Origin of the sequence: Aeromicrobium sp. (assembly GCF_014378035.1) — a bacterium.
Taxonomy (GTDB): Bacteria; Actinomycetota; Actinomycetes; order Propionibacteriales; family Nocardioidaceae; genus Aeromicrobium.
The window spans coordinates 1-16,974 of the sequence record NZ_JACMOM010000208.1; the positions used below are offsets into that span (position 1 = coordinate 1).

Below are 16,974 nucleotides of genomic sequence, written 5' to 3' on the forward strand. Positions count from 1 at the left end.
ACGGCATGAGCGGGCGCGCGTACAACCCACGATTCATGTTCAGCTGGCCCAACGCGAAGTCGGCGGTGATGGGTCCGGCGCAGCTCGCCGGCGTCATGTCGATCGTCGCCCGGGGTGCCGCTGAGTCCAAGGGCGTCGCGTACGACGAGGAGGGCGATGCACAGATGCGTGCCTACATCGAGACGATGATCGAGGAGCAGTCGCTCGCCTACTTCACGTCCGGGATGCTCTACGACGATGGCGTGATCGACCCCCGGGACACCCGATCGATCCTCGGCATCTGCCTCAGCGCCATCAACACGCGTGCCGTCAAGGGCGCCGAAGGCTACGGAGTGTTCCGCCTGTGAGGCGCGCGGCTCGCCCCTCGCCGCCCCAGCGGCCCGTACCCCACCGCTGCTGGGCTTCGCCCAGGCGCCTGCCTGCGCTCGCTCGGCCCATGGTTGCGTCTTTTCAGGACTTTCGAGGAGTTCTCTCATGATCACCTCTGTTCTGGTTGCCAATCGGGGGGAGATCGCCCGGCGGGTGTTTCGGACCTGCCGCGACCTTGGCATCGCCACCGTGGCCGTCTTCTCGGATGCCGACGCCTCTGCGACCTTCGTCGCCGAGGCCGACCTCGCGGTGCGCCTGCCGGGCAACGCGCCGTCGGACACCTACCTGCGCGGCGACCTCGTCATTGCCGCGGCGCTCAAGGCCGGCGCCGACGCGATACATCCCGGCTATGGCTTCCTGTCCGAGAACGCGCAGTTCGCCCGAGACGTCCACGCCGCCGGGCTGACGTGGATCGGTCCCGCGCCGGCGACGATCGACGCGATGGGATCGAAGATCCGGGCCAAGGAGATCATGTCGGCGGCGGGCGTGCCGATCCTGTCGGTCGACGTCTCCAGCGTCACCGCTTCGGACGGCGAGGGCTGGAGTGGTCCGCTGCTCGTCAAGGCGTCATCGGGTGGCGGTGGGCGCGGCATGCGCGTCGTCACCGACCCTGCCAGCCTCGACAACGAGCTCGCCGAGGCAGCCGCGGAGGCGCTCTCGGCATTCGGTGACGGCACCGTGTTCGTCGAGCCCTACGTGCCGACCGCTCGCCACATCGAGGTTCAGGTCCTGGCCGACACCCACGGCACCTGCTGGATCGTCGGCGACCGTGACTGCTCGATCCAGCGCCGCCACCAGAAGGTTGTCGAGGAAGCGCCCGCCCCCGCCGTGAGCGAGACCGTGCGCAGGTCGCTCCACGACGCGGCCCGCGCGGCGGTCGAGGCGGTCGACTACGTCGGCGCCGGCACCGTCGAGTTCCTCGTCGCCGACGCGCACCTCGACGACGGCTCGGTCTACTTCCTGGAGATGAACACGCGGCTCCAGGTCGAGCACCCCGTCACGGAGGAGATCTTCGGCATCGACCTCGTCGCAGAGCAGATCCGGGTAGCCGAGGGCGAGGCGCTCGGTGACGGGCCCTCGTCACCGCGGGGCCATGCCATCGAAGTGCGCCTCTACGCCGAAGATCCCGCTGACGACTGGCAGCCTCAGACCGGCACGATCCGCGCCTTCGAGGTGGCCGGAGACGTGCGCGTCGACTCGGCGGTCGAGGCAGGGTCGGTCGTCGGCATCCACTACGACGCGATGATCGCCAAGGTCGTGGCACACGGCGACGGCCGCGGCCACGCGATACGTGTCCTCGCCGACGCGCTGCGGCGCACCCGCCTCCATGGGGTCGGCACCAACATCGATCTGTTGAGGTCGATCCTGCGTGATGAGGAGTTCGTGGCCGCGCGCGTCCACACAGCGTTGCTCGACGAGCGGCTCGAGCAGTGGATGACGCCGCGTCTCGACGACCGCGCCACGCGCATGTCGGCGCTGGCCGCGGCCCTGGCCGAGGCGTGCACCGCGACGGCCACCGCCACGGTGCTCGGTCGCATCCCGACGGCCTACCGCAACGTGCCCAGCCAGGCTCGTACCCGCACGTACGAGCCCAACCTGACTGTCTCGTACAGCGCGGGCTTCGTGCAGCACGACCTCGACGACGTCGTCGTCGTCAGCGCGACCCCGGCCCGGGTGGTACTCGCCGACGACGGCGGGACCGCCACGGACGAGGTGGAGGTCGGCCCCGGTTGGGTCGACGTCGACGGGCCGCAGGGCTCGACGACGCTGACGCCGGTGCCGCTGTTCGTCGACCCGGCAGACGTCGTCGCCGAGGGTTCGCTGCTGGCGCCGATGCCGGCCGCTGTCATCAGCGTGTCCGTGGTCGACGGCCAACAGGTCGACAAGGGCGACGTCATCGTCGTCCTGGAAGCCATGAAGATGCAGCACACCATCACCGCGCCGACCGCCGGAGTCGTCACCGAGCTCACCGTCGCGGCGGGCGCTCAGGTCGAGTCCGGGGCAGTGCTCGCCGTCATCGTCATCGAAGCAGAAGGAGACCAGTCATGAGCATCGCTTTCACCGAGTCCGAGGAGCGCATCGCACTGCGCAAGGCCGTCGCCGACCTCGGCACCAAGTACGGACGCGACTACTTCGAGGAAGCCGCCCGCACCGGCAAGAAGACCACTGAGCTGTGGTCCGAGGCCGGCAAGCTCGGTTACCTCGGTGTGGCCATCCCGGAGGAGTTCGGCGGTGGCGGTGGCGACATCGGCGACCTTGCCGCGGTCTGCGAAGAGCTCGCCGCGGCTGGCAGCCCGCTGCTGCTGATGGTCGTCTCGCCCGCGATCGTGGGCACGATCATCAATCTCTACGGCACCGACGACCAGAAGCATCGGCTGCTCCCCGGCCTCGCCGAAGGCACATCAACGTTCGCCTTCTCGATCACCGAGCCCGACGCCGGGTCGAACTCGCACAAGATCATCACGACTGCCTATCGAAGCGAGGACGGTTGGCGTCTCACGGGTACCAAGACCTACATCTCGGGGGTCGATGAAGCGAGCGCCGTGCTGGTCGTCGCGCGCACCGAGGACGCGAGGACGGGCAAGCTCAAGCCGGCCCTGTTCCTCGTGCCGACCGACTCCGAGGGTTTCACGTACCAGGAGATCGACATGGGCATCGTGTCGCCGGAGAAGCAGTTCACGCTGTTCTTCGACGACGTCCTGATTCCGGCGGACGCACTGATCGGCAGCGAGGACGCCGGCATCGACCAGCTGTTCGCGGGCCTCAACCCCGAGCGAATCATGGCGGCGTCCTTCGCGCTCGGCACCGCCCGACTCGCCCTCGCCAAGGCGTCGGAGTATGCCAAGCAGCGCGAGGTGTGGGACGCGCCGATCGGCTCCCACCAGGCGATCGCCCACCCGCTGGCGCAGTCGTACATCGAGATCGAGATGGCTCGCCTCATGACGCAGAAAGCCGCAGCCCTGTATGCCGCGGGCGACGTCATGCGCGCCGCAGAGGCGGCCAACATGGCGAAGTACGCCGCCGGTGAGGCCGTGTGCAACGCGGTCGACCGGGCCATCCAGACCCACGGTGGCAACGGTCTGGCCACCGAGTACGGTCTGGTGCAGATGCTGGCCGGATCGCGGCTCTCCCGCATCGCGCCGGTCAGCCGCGAGATGGCACTCAACTTCGTGGCCCAGTTCTCCCTGGGTCTCCCCAAGTCCTACTAACCACCCGCCTTCCCGCTGAGTGTGACGTTTCTGCGGTCTTGTGGTCGATCTGACCGCACAAACGTCACACTCAGCGAGGGCTGAAGGGATCGTCATGAGTGCGCTCGTCCATCTTGTTGTTGCCGAGCAGGTGGCAACCGTCACGCTCGACAGCGATCACAACCGCAATGCCCTCAGCAGGCAGCTGGTCAGTGAGCTGTCGGCGTGCCTCGCCGCAGCCGACGACAGTGACGCACGCTCGATCCTGATCCGCTCGGTCGGCAGAGTCTTCTGCTCGGGTGCCGACATGGCGGAGGCCGCAGACGGTGGCATGGCCGACGGCGCCCGCACAGTGGTCGCGCTGCAGCGTCAGATCGCCACTGCGACCAAGCCGGTCGTCGTCGAGCTGAGTGGACCGGTGCGTGCCGGTGGTCTGGGCATCATCGGAGCGGCCGACATCGTGATCGCTGCCGAGTCGGTGACGTTCCAGCTCACCGAGGTACGCCTCGGGCTGGCAGCAGCGATCATCTCGGTCTCCCTGATCCCCCGATTCACCGACCGTGCTGCCTCCGACCTGTTCCTCACGGCGAGGAAGTTCGACGCAGCGGAGGCCGCCACCGTCGGGCTCATCACGCGGGCCGTGCCGGACGGTGACCTCGCCACCGAGGTCGCCGCCGTGCTCGCCGACCTCGCCAAGGCACACCCGCAGGGTCTTCGTGAGAGCAAGAAGATCCTGAACCACGACCTGGTCGCACGCATCGACGCGCACGGTGCCGACATGGCGGCGAGATCGGCCGAGCTGTTCGCCAGCGACGCGGCTCGCGAGGCGATGACAACCTTCCTTGCGAAGAAGGCCTGACGCGGCCCGGCCGTTCCTGTAGACCTGCGGCCTGCTGAAACGTCAGGCGGCACTGATCACCAAGACGGCGACTGCGCAGGCGCGGGTGCAATCCGCACACCCACCTGAGACGTCCCTGACGATGAGCGGCCGGAGGGCTACTGTCACCCCATCGGGGGCAACCCTCGTGGTCCACCACAGAGGAGATGCGATGCGACACGCCTTGAGGCTGATCGTCGTGGCTTTGTTGGCAGCGCTGTTCGGGCTCGTCGCGTTGCCAGGGGGCGTGGCGGGTGCCGCCGCACCGAGCCGGGCGACGGGTGACAAACCGGTGATCCGCGTCGGCACGGAGGGCGTCTACCCGCCGTTCTCGTTCCATGATGCGACCACGGACGACCTCACCGGCTACGACATCGAGGTCATCAAGGCCGTCGCCAAGAAGGCGGGCTGGAAGCTGGAGTTCGTCGAGACGACCTTCGACGCGATCTTCACGGCACTGGAGTCCAAGCGCATCGATGTCATCGCCAACCAGGTGACCCTCAACCCCGAGCGCAAAGCCAAGTACGGCCTTGGCACGACCTATACCTACTCGCGCGGCGTCATCGTGGTCAAGACCGGCGTGAAGGGCATCAAGACGCTCAAGGACATCAAGGGCAAGGTCGCCGCGGAGTCGATCACGACAAGCTGGGCTGATGTCGCCCGCAAGGCCGGCGCCAAGGTGCAGGCAGTCGAGGGCTTCTCACAGGCCGCGGCGCTCGTCGAGCAGGGCCGGGCCGACCTGTTGATCAATGACAACATCGCTGCGCTCGACTATCTCAACACGACAGGCTCCAAGGGCATCGAGATCGTCGGCAATGCCGGTGACGAGGTCAGCGAACAGGTGCTGGCGTTCCGCAAGAGCGACACTGCGCTGCTCGCGCAGTCCAACAAGGCGCTCGCCGAGCTGAAGGCGGACGGGACCCTTGCCAAGATCTCCGAGAAGTACTTCAAGACCGATGTCTCGGTCGCTGGCGGTGGCGCCGCCGATCTCTCTGGTGGCCGCAAGCAGCGGAGCGATCTTGAGGTCACCAAGGACGCTGCGGGGCCGATGTTCAAGAAGCTGCTGATCGTCACCATCCCGATCACGGCCATCAGCTTCGCGATCGGTCTCGTCCTTGCCGTAGCAGCGGCTCTTGCGCGCATCTCCGGAAACAAGATCCTCAGTGGCATCGCGCAGTCCTACATATCAATCATCCGCGGCACGCCTTTGCTGGTGCAGCTGTTCATCGTCTTCCTCGGCTTCCCCCGTATCGGCATCACGCTCTCGCCGTGGACCTCGGCGATCCTCGCGTTGAGCCTCAATGTCGGCGGCTACGCGGCCGAGGTCGTGCGCGCGGCGATCTTGTCGGTGCCCAAGGGCCAGTTCGAGGCGGCGTCGACCGTCGGCATGGGGTACTGGAAGACGCTTCGGCGCATCGTCTTCCCGCAGGCCTCCCGCATCGCGGTGCCTCCCTTGTCGAACACCCTGATCTCGTTGCTCAAGGACACCTCGCTGCTGGCGGTCGTCACGCTCACTGAGCTGACGCGTCAGGCTCAGTTCGCGGCAGCCAACAGTCAGGCCTACCTGCCGCTCTACCTGCTCGCGGCGCTCTACTACTGGGTCGTCTGCGTCGGCCTCTCCTCCGTCCAGGGAAGACTCGAAACCCGACTGAACAGGTTCGTGGCCACATGACCGACATCCAGAAGACCCTCGACCCGATGGGCGACCTGCGGGTGCGCGCGATCGGCATCGAGAAGTCGTTCGGCGACAACCACGTGCTGCGCGGCATCGACTTCGAAGCGGTCGCCGGCACCACGACAGTGCTGCTGGGGCCATCGGGCTCGGGCAAGACGACGATCCTGCGGGCACTGAACGTGCTCGACCGACCCGACGGCGGCACGATCCAGATCGACGACGTCCTGGTCGACTTCGACACCCTGCCCGCCAAGGGACGGGTCGCCAAGGAGCAGATCTTCCGACTGCGCGCGCAGAGCGGCATGGTCTTCCAGTCACACAACCTGTTCCCGCACAAGACCGTGCTCGAGAACGTCATCGAGGGTCCGGTCCAGGTGCAGAAACGTCCGCGCGACGAGGCCATCGCGGATGCCCGTGAGCTGCTCGAGCAGGTCGGGCTGAGCGAGAAGGCTGACCAGCACCCCTTCCAGCTGTCGGGCGGTCAGCAGCAGCGGGTCGGCATCGCGCGGGCGCTCGCGCTCAAACCTCGGGTCATGCTGTTCGACGAGCCGACGTCTGCGCTCGACCCCGAGCTTGTCGGCGAGGTCCTGTCGGTCATCAAGGACCTTGCGCACCAGGGCTGGACGACGGTGCTGGTGACGCACGAGATCCGCTTCGCCGAGCAGGTCGCCGACCAGGTGCTGTTCCTCGACGGTGGAGTCGTCGTGGAGCGAGGGACGAGTGCCCAGTGCATCGGCGATCCGCAGGAGGAGCGCACCCAGCAGTTCCTCAAGCGAATCCTCGACCCGACCTGACGGTGCTTCGGCGTGGCACAGGCGCAGATCAGGACGCTCGACCGCCAAGCTCGGCAGCGGCAGCGGCGACCCGCTGCGGAATATTTCGGCCACGCCTTAGACTTGTGTGTTCCCTAGTACGGGTGAAGGAGTCGGGTGACCTCGGACAGTGCGGCACGACGTGAGATGCAGGCTGGGCAGGCTTTTGTCGACACCGTCTACGAGCGTCTCGACGCATCCGCGAAGGTGGCACGGTCCCTCGTCGTCGAGGGCATGGCGCGCGGACACGTCGGCAACGAAGGCGGTCTGGTCGAGCGCGATGCCATGGTCTACCAGGCCTCGCGGCGTCTGTCTGCCCTCAACGCCGCGCACGACGGTCTGGTGTTCGGTCGCCTGAACCTGCGCGACGGGCAGTCGCGCTACATCGGACGCATCGGCGTGCGTGATGCCGAGCGCGAGATCCTGCTGATCGACTGGCGTGCGCCCGCTGCCGCGATCTTCTACCAGGCCACAGCCCAGGAGCCCGCCGGTGTCGTCCGCCGACGCGTCCTGCGGTGTGCCAATGACAAGGTCATCGGCATCGAGGACGACCTCCTCGACGGCGACAACGCACCCGACGACCTCGTCATCGTCGGCGAGGGAGCGTTGCTCGCGAGCCTGAGCCGGGCGCGCGACAGCTCGATGCACTCCGTCGTCGCGACCATCCAGAAGGAGCAGGACGAGGCGATCCGTGCGCCGAGCCGTGGTGCAACCACGATCGGTGGAGGCCCGGGTACGGGCAAGACGGTCGTCGCGCTGCACCGCGCGGCCTACCTGCTCTACACCGACCGGCGCCGGTTCGAGTCCGGCGGTGTGCTCGTCGTGGGCCCTTCGACGGTGTTCATGAACTACATCGAGAGGGTGCTGCCGAGTCTCGGTGAGACGAGCGTGACACTGCGTTCGCTGGGTGAAGTCGTCGATGGTCTGAGTGCCGCCCGCCACGACGAGCCGGTGGCTGCCGCGGCCAAGGGTTCGTCGCGCATGACGGCGTTCCTCGCGCGGGCTGCTGCCGGGCCCATGCCTGGCTCGCCCACCGACTTCCGCTACTTCTACAAGGACGACGTGCTGCGGCTCGGGACCCCGCAGCTCGACCACATCCGCCGCAACCTGCTCTCCGGCGGCAAGCGCAACCGCGCCTACGACAAGGCGCCGGCGGCGATCGTCGACGCACTGTGGCGGCAGGTCTCCGGCGAGCGCGCCCTCGAGAAGGGGCGGGCCGAGTTCGTCGACACCATCACCACGGACGACCGCTTCGTCGACTTTGTCGAGGACTGGTGGCCGCCGGTCGAGCCCATCGACGTGTGGCGCATCCTGCCCGACGTCATCGAGTCGCTCGCCCGCGGCGCCTTCAGCCCCGTCGAGCTCGCAGCGCTGAAGGCTTCCTGGGCTGCTGAGGAGCCCAGCATCGAGGACGTGCCGCTGATAGATGAGCTGCGCTACGTCGTGGGCGAAGTCCCGGCGGACAACGGTGACGATGACGACGCACCCAAGCAGCTCATGAGCTTCGAGCGACGCGAACGTGAAGATCGTGACGACCGGTTCATGTCGACGCAGAGCATCGAGGACGACGGCTTTGCGCACGTGCTCGTCGACGAGGCACAAGACCTCTCGCCGATGCAGTGGCGCATGCTCGGTCGGCGCGGCCGCTACGCGAGCTGGACCATCGTCGGAGACGAGGCGCAGTCGTCCTGGCCGCATCCGCAGGAATCGGCGCGCGCCCGCACGCTCGCGCTGGAGGGCAAGCCCGAGCACGCCTTCCGACTGTCGACCAACTATCGCAACTCTGCTGAGATCTACGACCTCGCTGCCAAGGTGGCGGCGATCGCGGTACCCGACCCCGACCTTCCCGATGCGGTCCGCCGCACCGGTGATTCCCCGGTGCACCACCTCGTCGTCCTCACGTCGCTGGCGCGCACGGTGCGCGAGAGTGCCACCGAGATCTTGTCCAGGGTCGACGGCACGGTGGCCATCGTGGTCCCGACCGCGCAGCTCCTGACCCGGCGCGCAGAGCTGGCGGATCTCCTCAGCGAGCACACCGACCGGCTCCGTCTGCTCGATGGGCTCGACACCAAGGGTCTGGAGTTCGACGGCGTCGTCGTCGTCGAGCCCGATGACATCACCGAGGAGTCTGCTGCCGGCTGGCGGACCCTCTATGTCGTCCTGACGCGCGCGACCCAGCTGTTGATCACAGTGGGCACGACCGAGCGGTGGACCAGCCGATTAGCATGAGCCGGTTCCTCACGCTCCTGTCGCTGGTCATCATCGCGGTCGGCGTGGCCCTGCCGACTGCCTACACGACTTTCGTACACAGTCAGCGCGACATCGTGATCGGGGCGCACGACGCCACGATCCAACCTGACTTCAGCGGATATGCCCACATCGACTTCGGGCCGCTGATCCCCCGTGTGCGGCTCCCGACGGACGCACCGCTGGGCATCGGCGGCACCGTCAACCTCGGTGACAGCCAGGTGACGAAGCTCGACCAGCTTGTCGCACGCGACGCCGTCATCGCCAGCCAGCCGAAGGGTGAGATCGCGGCCGCACGTACGTCGATCATCTCGATGCTGGTCGAGGCAGCGCTGCGGGCTCTCGGCACGGCGTTGCTGGTCGTGATCGCGTTGGTGCTCGCGTGGCGGGCGATCGGTCCTGAGAGGCGCAGAGTGCTCCTTGCCTCGGCGAGGCGGCCGAGTACCCGGCAGGTGGTCGGGTCGGCCGCGCTCGGCGTCGTGGTCGTCGGCGCCCTCGTGCTCGTGGCGGTGCCTGAGCGTCCACGCAGCGATTCCTCGACGTGGGTGCCGATCAGCTCGGTGTTTCCGCAGCTGCCCGCCGACGACGTGCTCGACCGGCTGGAGATCGCCGAAGGTGCGTCGACCACGGGGGGCAAGGCGCTCATCGAGGGAGCTCTGTCGACCTACCGCCAGTCGGTCACGTTCTACGGCCGGCTCGCGGAGCGAGCTGGCACCGTCGACGTGCGCACGCCGCTGGCCGGTGAGACCACGGCTCTCGTCGTGACCGATCGGCACGACAACATCGGCATGGACCCGGTCGCCCGGACGATCGCGAGACGGGCGGAGGCGACGATGCTGATCGACCTCGGCGATGACACGTCGAACGGTGCGAGCTGGGAGGCGTTCAGCATCAACTCGCTAGCCCGCGAGTTCCGTGGACTCGACGTTGTCGCCGTCGCCGGCAACCACGACCAAGGCACGAGCGTGGTCGGCCAGATGCGCGACAAGGGCTTCGGGGTGCTGAACGGCAAGCCGGTCACAGCCGGCGGTGTGCGGTTCCTGGGTGGCAGCGACCCGCGCAGCTCGGGCCTGACTGCCGGCTACACCGGCAACGAGTCCGACAACATCGCCGCGATCACGGCACAGGACCAGGCCCTGACAGAGGCGGCGTGCAAGGAGGGCGATGTCAGCGTCCTCGCGGTGCACAGCCCGTCGTCGGCCAAGAAGGCCGCAGCATCAGGGTGTGTCGACCTCGTGCTGTCCGGGCACCTGCACCGCCAGGTCGGGCCGACCTCCGGCACGGGTCTGAACGGGCGCAGCACGGTGACACTGACCACGGGTACCGCCGGCGGGGCGGTCTACGCGTTCGCGCTGGGCAGCAAGCTTCGCCGGTCGGCGCAGGTCACGATCGTCACCTTCGCTGGCGGCAAGCCGGTCGGGTTGCAGCCCGTCAACTTCGAGCCGGGTGGGCTGATCAAGGCCGCCGACTACATTCCCGTGGTCACCTCGCCCCGCTGAACAGTCGTGCCGTCAGCGGCAGCGAGCCAGGATGAGCTCGGCGTACACACGCGCACAGGTCACGACGTCATCGATCAGCACGTGCTCGTCGATGGCGTGAGCATTCAGGATGGCGCCCGGACCGTACTGCACGGTGGGGATGCCGGCGTGGGCATACTGCCGCAGGTCGGAGCCGTAAGAGGCGCCAATGAGAGCCGGTTGCGGTTGACCGGCGGCCACGACCGCTGCCGCAACCTGGTCGCCGAACGGGGGCCCCTCCGGGAGACGCCCGGCAGAGAAGTGCCCACCCGGCCACGTCACCGAGGGTGGGTTGGAGGCAAGCCAGGGGTCGGCGGCGGCGGCACCGGCGATGGCGTGCTCGAAAGCGGCCTTGGCATCGTCGAACGATTCGCCGGGCATGACTCCGTAGCGGCCTTCGGCGACCAGCTGATCGGGGACGGTGCTGGCCCAGTCGCCCGCGCGCAGGATGCCGACGTTGATGGGCCACGGCATGGGTCCGAACGGGGCCGGCGGCCCCGCGTTGCGTCGGGCCTCGAGCTCAGCGAGGCTGCGGTGCACGACGCTGAAGGCATCGATCGCGCTGTGGCCGGCGCTGCGCATCGAGCCGTGGGTCGCGCGGCCCTGCACCTCGACGCGGAACGTGAGCGACCCGGCGTTGGCCGACACGACCTGCCCCGCGGTGGGTTCGGCGATGACGCACGACTCGCCGGTGTGCCCGCGCCGCAGGGTGGCGAACGTGCCGAGGCCGCCGTCCTCCTCGCCGATCACGGTGTGCACCGCGAACGGCCGCCGAAGGGCGATGTGGCCAACCGCGCGAGCGCCGGCGATGATCGCGACGACTCCACCCTTCATGTCACAGACCCCTCGGCCGTACCACCGGTCGTCGACCTCGCGAACGTTCCAGGGGTCGGCGTTCGTCCACGACTCGGGCTCGCCGGGTGGCACGACGTCGACGTGGCCATTGAGCACCAGCTCCGGGGTGCCCGGTCCGCTGACACCGACGCAGCCCCAAGCCTCGTCGCGCTCGACCTCCTCGCCGGGATAGCCCCCATCGGCCCTCAGCTCGTCGAGGTCGAGCCGCCACTGGTCGACCTCGAGCCCCAGCCCGGTGAGCGTTGCGGCGCACCACCGCTGGACAGCGATCTCGGCGTCGGAGCCGCCGATGCTCGGGATGTTGACGATCTGCGCGAGGTCGCGGCGGATCAGGTCGATGTCAATGTCGATGTCCATGCTCAGGCTCCTGCCCGGGGTGCGCGTGCGATGTCGCCGATCTCACCTGTGGCCACCGCGATCACGACGGCGTACACCTCGGTGGCGTCGTCCGGGAGCAGCCGGGAGCCGTTGGCGCAGCCTGATCGTTGCTGCCGCCTTGTGCCTTGGCGGGCATCTCGAGACCAGTGTCCTGCTCGTCGGTCGACCGAAGCGTCATGCCCATGACGCGACCGTATCTCGGTGGTACCACCCGGGCAACAAAGCCCGGATGCGGTGGGCCGATACTATCGAGGCCTCATGCTCGACGACCTCCTAGCCCAGCCGGCGTTTGCCCTCATCCGGGTGCGCGACTCCGACACCGTCACCCTCATCGGCGGGCCACGCACCGATCTGGAGTCGCTGACCGACATCCCCCTGACGTCTCGCTCTGGCGCTGGCTGGGACCACCTGGTGCTGGTGCCATTCGCCCAGGTGCGCGAACGTGGCTTCGAGGCACACCAGGACGGCACCCCGCTGTCGGCGATCGAGGCGGCCTACTCCGCCGACGTGTCGATCGCCGAGCTCCTGCCGCTCCTGCCGGACGTGGCAATCGAGTTCACCGACCGCGGTGGCTTCGAGACCTCCGACGACGACTACGCCGACATCGTGCGGCAGATCATCGACGACGAGATCGGTCAGGGTGAGGGAGCCAATCTCGTCATCGGCCGCCATTACCGCGCACAGGTCGCTGACTGGGGCCACGAGCGCGCTCTTGCGGTGTTCCGGCGTCTGCTCGAGCGCGAGCGGGGAGCCTTCTGGACGTTCCTGATCTTCACCGGCGACCGCTACCTCATCGGCGCTAGCCCCGAGCGGCACGTCAGCGTCGAGGACGGCCAGGTGCGCATGAACCCCATCAGCGGGACGTTCCGCATGCGCGGCCTCGAGACTCACGCCGACAAGAAGCGTGAGCTGCTGCGGTTCCTCAAGGACGAGAAGGAGATCTACGAGCTCTTCATGGTCGTCGACGAGGAGCCCAAGATGATGTGCGACATCTGCCATGAGGGTGGACTCGTGCTCGGGCCCTACCTCAAGCCGATGACGCACCTCGTCCACACCGAGTACCTCCTGGCCGGGCGCACCCGCCGCGACATTCGTGAGGTGCTGCGCGACTCGATGTTCGCCGCCACCGTCACCGGGAGCCCCGTCGAGAACGCCTGCCGGCTCATCAGGAAGTACGAGCTCGAGGGCCGGGGTTACTACGCCGGTCTCGCGGCGCTGGTCGGGCGCGACGATGACGGCCTGCCGCGTGTCGATGCACCGATCTTCATCCGCACGGCCGACGTCGATCTCGAGGGCAACGTGAAGGTGACGGCCGGCGCCACGCTCGTTCGCGATTCCGACGCGATCCACGAGACCAAGGAGACCTGGGCCAAGGCCTCGGGCATCCTCAGCGCGTTCGGCCTGGTCGAGTCGGCGCCCGAGCCCGTCGAGGGCTTCGATGCGTTCACGCTCGAGGACGAGGTGCTCATCGCGCTCGGCTTGCGCAACCAGAGACTCAGCCAGTTCTGGCTCACCGACCAGTCGGGTGCGGCCCCCGTGCCGTCACTGGTGGGCAAGCGAGTCGTGGTGCTCGACGCCGAGGACGACTTCGTCAACATGCTGTCGCACGTCTTCGGGGTACTCGGCATGAGCACCGACGTCGTCCGTCACGAGGCCTATGCCGACGGCGACCTCGACGGCTACGACCTCGTCGTGGTCGGGCCGGGTCCCGGCGATCCGCGGGAGGTCGACGATCCTCGGATGGCGGTCATGCACCAGGTCGTCGAGGGGCTCCTCGCCACGAAGCGTCCATTCCTCGCGGTGTGCCTCGGCCATCAGGTGCTGAGCCACCAGATCGGCTTCGACGTCGTGTTCAAGGACATCGTGTTCCAGGGCACCCAGAGCAGGCTCACCGTTCTCGACCGGGCTGAGACCGTCGGCTTCTACAACACCTTCGTGGCCCGCGTCCCGGACTCTGGCCTGCCTGACGGTGTGACGGTCGAGACCGACCCCGCCACCGGCGACATCCACCTCGTCGCGGGCCCGCACTACCGCGGGGTGCAGTTCCACGCCGAGTCGATCCTCACCCACAACGGATTCGGCATCCTGCGCGACCTCGTGACCGACCTCATCGGCTGACGTCGCCCACTCGGGGCGGAGTCAGCTCTTGAGCTTGCGCAGGGCGGATGGCTCGTGGGCTGCCCGTGCCCCGGTCTTCTCGCTCTCGACGACGAGCTTCGGCTCGTCCGCCGAGGCCTTCCATCGCTGCTTGGCGAGGGTGAAGTCCTTGGTCCTCTTCTCCACGATCTTGCCCTGTGTGCGTCCCTGCGGGGTGTCCCAGCTGACCCGGTCTCCGACGTTCATGCGTCCAGTCTGAACGAGGATCCGGCTCCCTGCCCGTCGACGCCGCCAGAAGGGCTGGGACGGGCTTGCGCAGGAGGACGCGGTCAGGCCGTGCGGGCCGGTTGCCTCGAACGGAGGCGGGTGATGGCGACGCCGAGGAGGCACAGCGCGCCGCCGACGAAGGCCAACGCCGCGGGGACCTCGTCGAGCACTGCCCAAGAGATGAGGGTGGCAACGGCGGGGACAAGATAGGTGGTGGAGGCGGTCTGGCCGGAGGAGAGCCGCTTGAGCGCGTAGGACCAGGTGCTGAACCCGATGGCCGTCGGGAACACCCCGAGGTAGAGGAGCCACGCGATGTCGTGGGTCGAGGCGCCGCTCACTTCATTCACCAGTGCCGGCGCGAAGGGCAGACACATCACGAGCCCCACGACGCACCCGAGCCACACCGACATGACCGGCGTGATGTGGGTGAGGGCGAGCTTCTGGGCGATGACACCGAAGGCGCAGACCACGGCTGCGAGCGCGCACAGCAGAACGCCTGTGGTGCTGGCGGTCTCGACGGCGCTGGTGTCGCGTCCGGCACCCACCGCGATGATGGCGACGCCGGCGAATGCGACGGCGATGCCGACCAACAGTGGGCGCGGGAAGCCTTCCTTGAGCAGGAAACCGGCGAGCAGTGCCACGAGGGCTGGAGCGATGTTGACGACCAGGGCCGCGGTACCGGCATCCACATGCCGCTCTCCGGCGTTCAGGAAGATGTTGTAGAGGCCGAACCACACGACGCCGTAGATGATGACCAGGCCGAGCGGGCGACCGGAGGGGAAACGGTGTCGGTCGGGGCGAGCGATGGCCGTGAGCACCACCGCGCCGACCACCAGACGGCCGAGAGTGAGCGACCCGGGCGAGAAGGTGTCGCCGACAGCCCGGATGCCGACGAAGGCTGAGGCCCACAGCACTACCGTGACCAGCAGCGCCGGCAGGGACAGGTCACGTTCGGTGTTCACGTGCCAACGGTAGTGACTGCTGCTCGCAATTCACGAGTGAAAATCGGCCATCCTCCCGCGCAATCCCGCCGACCACCCCCGGTGGAGGTGGTCGGCGGGCTGGTGGTGGTGGAGGTCAGCTGCCGAGGTCGCCGCCGTCGGACTGGAGCGTCACGTCTGCCTTGTCCTTCTGGCCGTTGCGCATGTAGGTGATGGTGACCTTCTGGCCGGGCTCGAATCCCCGCACGGAGGCGACGAGCGCCTCGGAGCTGGACACCAGGTTGCCGTTGAGCGAGGTGATGATGTCGCCCTTTTTCAGCCCGGCCTTGTCGCCCGCGCCACCGGAGGTGACTTCCTTGACCTCGGCGCCGATGCCGGTGATGCCGTCGTCGGACACGGCGGGTGAGACCGTGACGCCGATCTTGGCGTGCTGCACCTTTTCACCCTTGACGAGGTGCTTGGAGACGTTCTTGGCGAGGTCGATCGGGATCGCGAAGCCGAGGCCGATCGACCCGGAGGCCGATGGAGAGCCTCCGTTGGAGCGGATCGCGGAGTTGATGGCGATGACCCGGCCCTGCAGGTCGACGAGGGGACCGCCGGAGTTGCCGGGGTTGATCGCCGCGTCGGTCTGGACCGCCGGGAACGTCGGCGAGACGCCGCCCTGGGGAGCGCTGCCACCGTCGGAGGACGTGACGGGCCGGTTGAGCGCCGAGATGATGCCTTGCGTCACGGTGCTCTCGAGGCCGAAGGGCGAGCCGATGGCGACGACCTCCTGCCCGACCTTGAGGTCGGCGGACGTGCCGAGCACCGCAGGGGTGAGGCCGCTCTTGCCTTCCGCCTTGACGACGGCGAGGTCGGTGACGGGATCGCGACCGACGATGCTCGCCTTGGCGTTGGTGCCGTCGTTGAAGGCCACGGTGATGCTGCCCTTGTCGGCAGCGACCTCCACCACGTGGTTGTTGGTCAGGATCTGGCCGTCACTGCTGATGATGATGCCGGTGCCGGAGCCCGATTCGGTGGCTCCCTTGACGTTGATCTGGACGACCGAGGGAAGGACCTTCTGGGCGACCTGTTCGACTGCTCCGGCGGGGGCATTGGTGTTGCTGGTCTTGCCGGTGTCGAGCGAGCTGACGGTGGTGCTGTTGCCATCGCCGTTCTGGTCCTGCACCCACGAACCGCCGTAGCCCGCGCCAGCAGCCAGCACGAGGAAGGCGGTCGCGGCGGCGATCTTGCGCCCGCGCTGCTTCTTGGTCTTGGCTGGCGGCTCGTCGCGAGGCGTGAGCGGTGAAGCGGCTGAGGCGGTGGGCTCGTTCTCGTGGAACGGGGGAAGCGTCTCGGTAGGGGTCGTCGCAGCGGCGGAGGCACCGGTCGCAGCGCCGGGGTGCTCGGACGCCGGGGGGTAGCGGTGCGTGTAGGAGTCGGGCGCAGGCGTGCTGTCAGGCGCGGAGGCCGCAGTGCCGCCAGCCGCGGCGGGCGACTCTGCCTCGACGGGCGTGGGTGCCACCGGGACGGTGGGTTCTGTCGACGAGTCCGATGCTGTGGGCTGCTCGGTCGTCGGCTGATCGACGGCCGGCTCCGACGTCGGGGTCGCTTCGCGCGGCGAGGCGTCAGGCTCGGGCGCGTGTTCTGCTGCAGCGTCACGCTCCGCTGGGGGGACGTAGGGGCGGGCGGCGAACGGATCGTTCGAATCGGTCATAAAGATAGATTCTCGCTTATCTCTGAAGAAGATGTGAGAGGGGAGTGTGAGCGCG

The 16,974-nt window shown here is 68.0% G+C and carries 13 protein-coding genes; 9 read left to right on the top strand and 4 right to left on the bottom strand.

The features are described 5' to 3' along the window. From H7290_RS10730 to H7290_RS10765, 8 genes are all read left to right on the top strand, one after another. The coding region (locus H7290_RS10730; RefSeq protein WP_290514004.1) for a carboxyl transferase domain-containing protein at positions 1 to 347 on the top strand (347 nt) is incomplete at its 5' end. A 127-nt stretch (positions 348 to 474) separates the two neighbouring features. Further along, complete coding sequence (locus tag H7290_RS10735; protein ID WP_290514005.1) at positions 475 to 2,418, top strand: biotin carboxylase N-terminal domain-containing protein; 1,944 nt, start codon at positions 475 to 477, stop codon at positions 2,416 to 2,418. Next, a complete protein-coding gene (locus H7290_RS10740; protein WP_290514006.1) occupies positions 2,415 to 3,578 on the top strand; it encodes an acyl-CoA dehydrogenase family protein in 1,164 nt (387 codons plus the stop codon). The genes H7290_RS10735 and H7290_RS10740 overlap by 4 nt, the downstream gene beginning before the upstream one ends. 94 nt (positions 3,579 to 3,672) lie before the next feature. Beyond that, complete coding sequence (locus H7290_RS10745; protein ID WP_290514007.1) at positions 3,673 to 4,416, top strand: enoyl-CoA hydratase-related protein; 744 nt, start codon at positions 3,673 to 3,675, stop codon at positions 4,414 to 4,416. Between the two features lie 190 nt (positions 4,417 to 4,606). After that, complete coding sequence (locus H7290_RS10750; protein WP_290514008.1) at positions 4,607 to 6,106, top strand: ABC transporter substrate-binding protein/permease; 1,500 nt, start codon at positions 4,607 to 4,609, stop codon at positions 6,104 to 6,106. Then, the gene (locus H7290_RS10755; protein WP_290514009.1) at positions 6,103 to 6,903 is read left to right on the top strand and encodes an amino acid ABC transporter ATP-binding protein; all 801 of its coding nucleotides are present in this window, start codon (positions 6,103 to 6,105) and stop codon (positions 6,901 to 6,903) included. Before H7290_RS10750 ends, H7290_RS10755 begins: the two co-directional genes overlap by 4 nt. A gap of 135 nt (positions 6,904 to 7,038) precedes the next feature. Next, on the top strand, positions 7,039 to 9,150 hold the full coding sequence (locus tag H7290_RS10760) for an AAA family ATPase (RefSeq protein ID WP_366927624.1): 2,112 nt from the start codon (positions 7,039 to 7,041) through the stop codon (positions 9,148 to 9,150). After that, positions 9,147 to 10,667 (top strand): metallophosphoesterase, encoded by a 1,521-nt coding sequence (locus H7290_RS10765; RefSeq protein ID WP_290514010.1) that lies wholly within the window; start codon positions 9,147 to 9,149, stop codon positions 10,665 to 10,667. Before H7290_RS10760 ends, H7290_RS10765 begins: the two co-directional genes overlap by 4 nt. Before the next feature lie 12 nt (positions 10,668 to 10,679). On the opposite strand, the gene H7290_RS10770 is transcribed toward H7290_RS10765, so the two are convergent. Beyond that, on the bottom strand, positions 10,680 to 11,897 hold the full coding sequence (locus H7290_RS10770; protein ID WP_290514011.1) for an ArgE/DapE family deacylase: 1,218 nt from the start codon (positions 11,895 to 11,897) through the stop codon (positions 10,680 to 10,682). Positions 11,898 to 12,176: 279 nt separating this feature from the next. Here H7290_RS10770 and H7290_RS10775 point away from each other — a divergent pair, with 279 nt between their 5' ends. Then, positions 12,177 to 14,036 (top strand): anthranilate synthase family protein, encoded by a 1,860-nt coding sequence (locus tag H7290_RS10775; protein WP_290514012.1) that lies wholly within the window; start codon positions 12,177 to 12,179, stop codon positions 14,034 to 14,036. Between the two features lie 21 nt (positions 14,037 to 14,057). Here H7290_RS10775 and H7290_RS10780 read toward each other — a convergent pair whose 3' ends face one another. The 3 genes from H7290_RS10780 to H7290_RS10790 form a co-directional block, all read right to left on the bottom strand. Next, positions 14,058 to 14,261 carry a DUF2945 domain-containing protein gene (locus H7290_RS10780; RefSeq protein WP_290514013.1) on the bottom strand — a complete coding sequence of 68 codons (204 nt, stop codon included), beginning with the start codon at positions 14,259 to 14,261 and terminating at the stop codon, positions 14,058 to 14,060. Positions 14,262 to 14,344: 83 nt separating this feature from the next. Continuing rightward, on the bottom strand, positions 14,345 to 15,244 hold the full coding sequence (locus tag H7290_RS10785; protein ID WP_290514014.1) for a DMT family transporter: 900 nt from the start codon (positions 15,242 to 15,244) through the stop codon (positions 14,345 to 14,347). Positions 15,245 to 15,359: 115 nt separating this feature from the next. Next, a complete protein-coding gene (locus tag H7290_RS10790) occupies positions 15,360 to 16,919 on the bottom strand; it encodes a trypsin-like peptidase domain-containing protein (RefSeq protein ID WP_290514015.1) in 1,560 nt (519 codons plus the stop codon). Between the last annotated feature and the right edge of the window lie 55 nt (positions 16,920 to 16,974).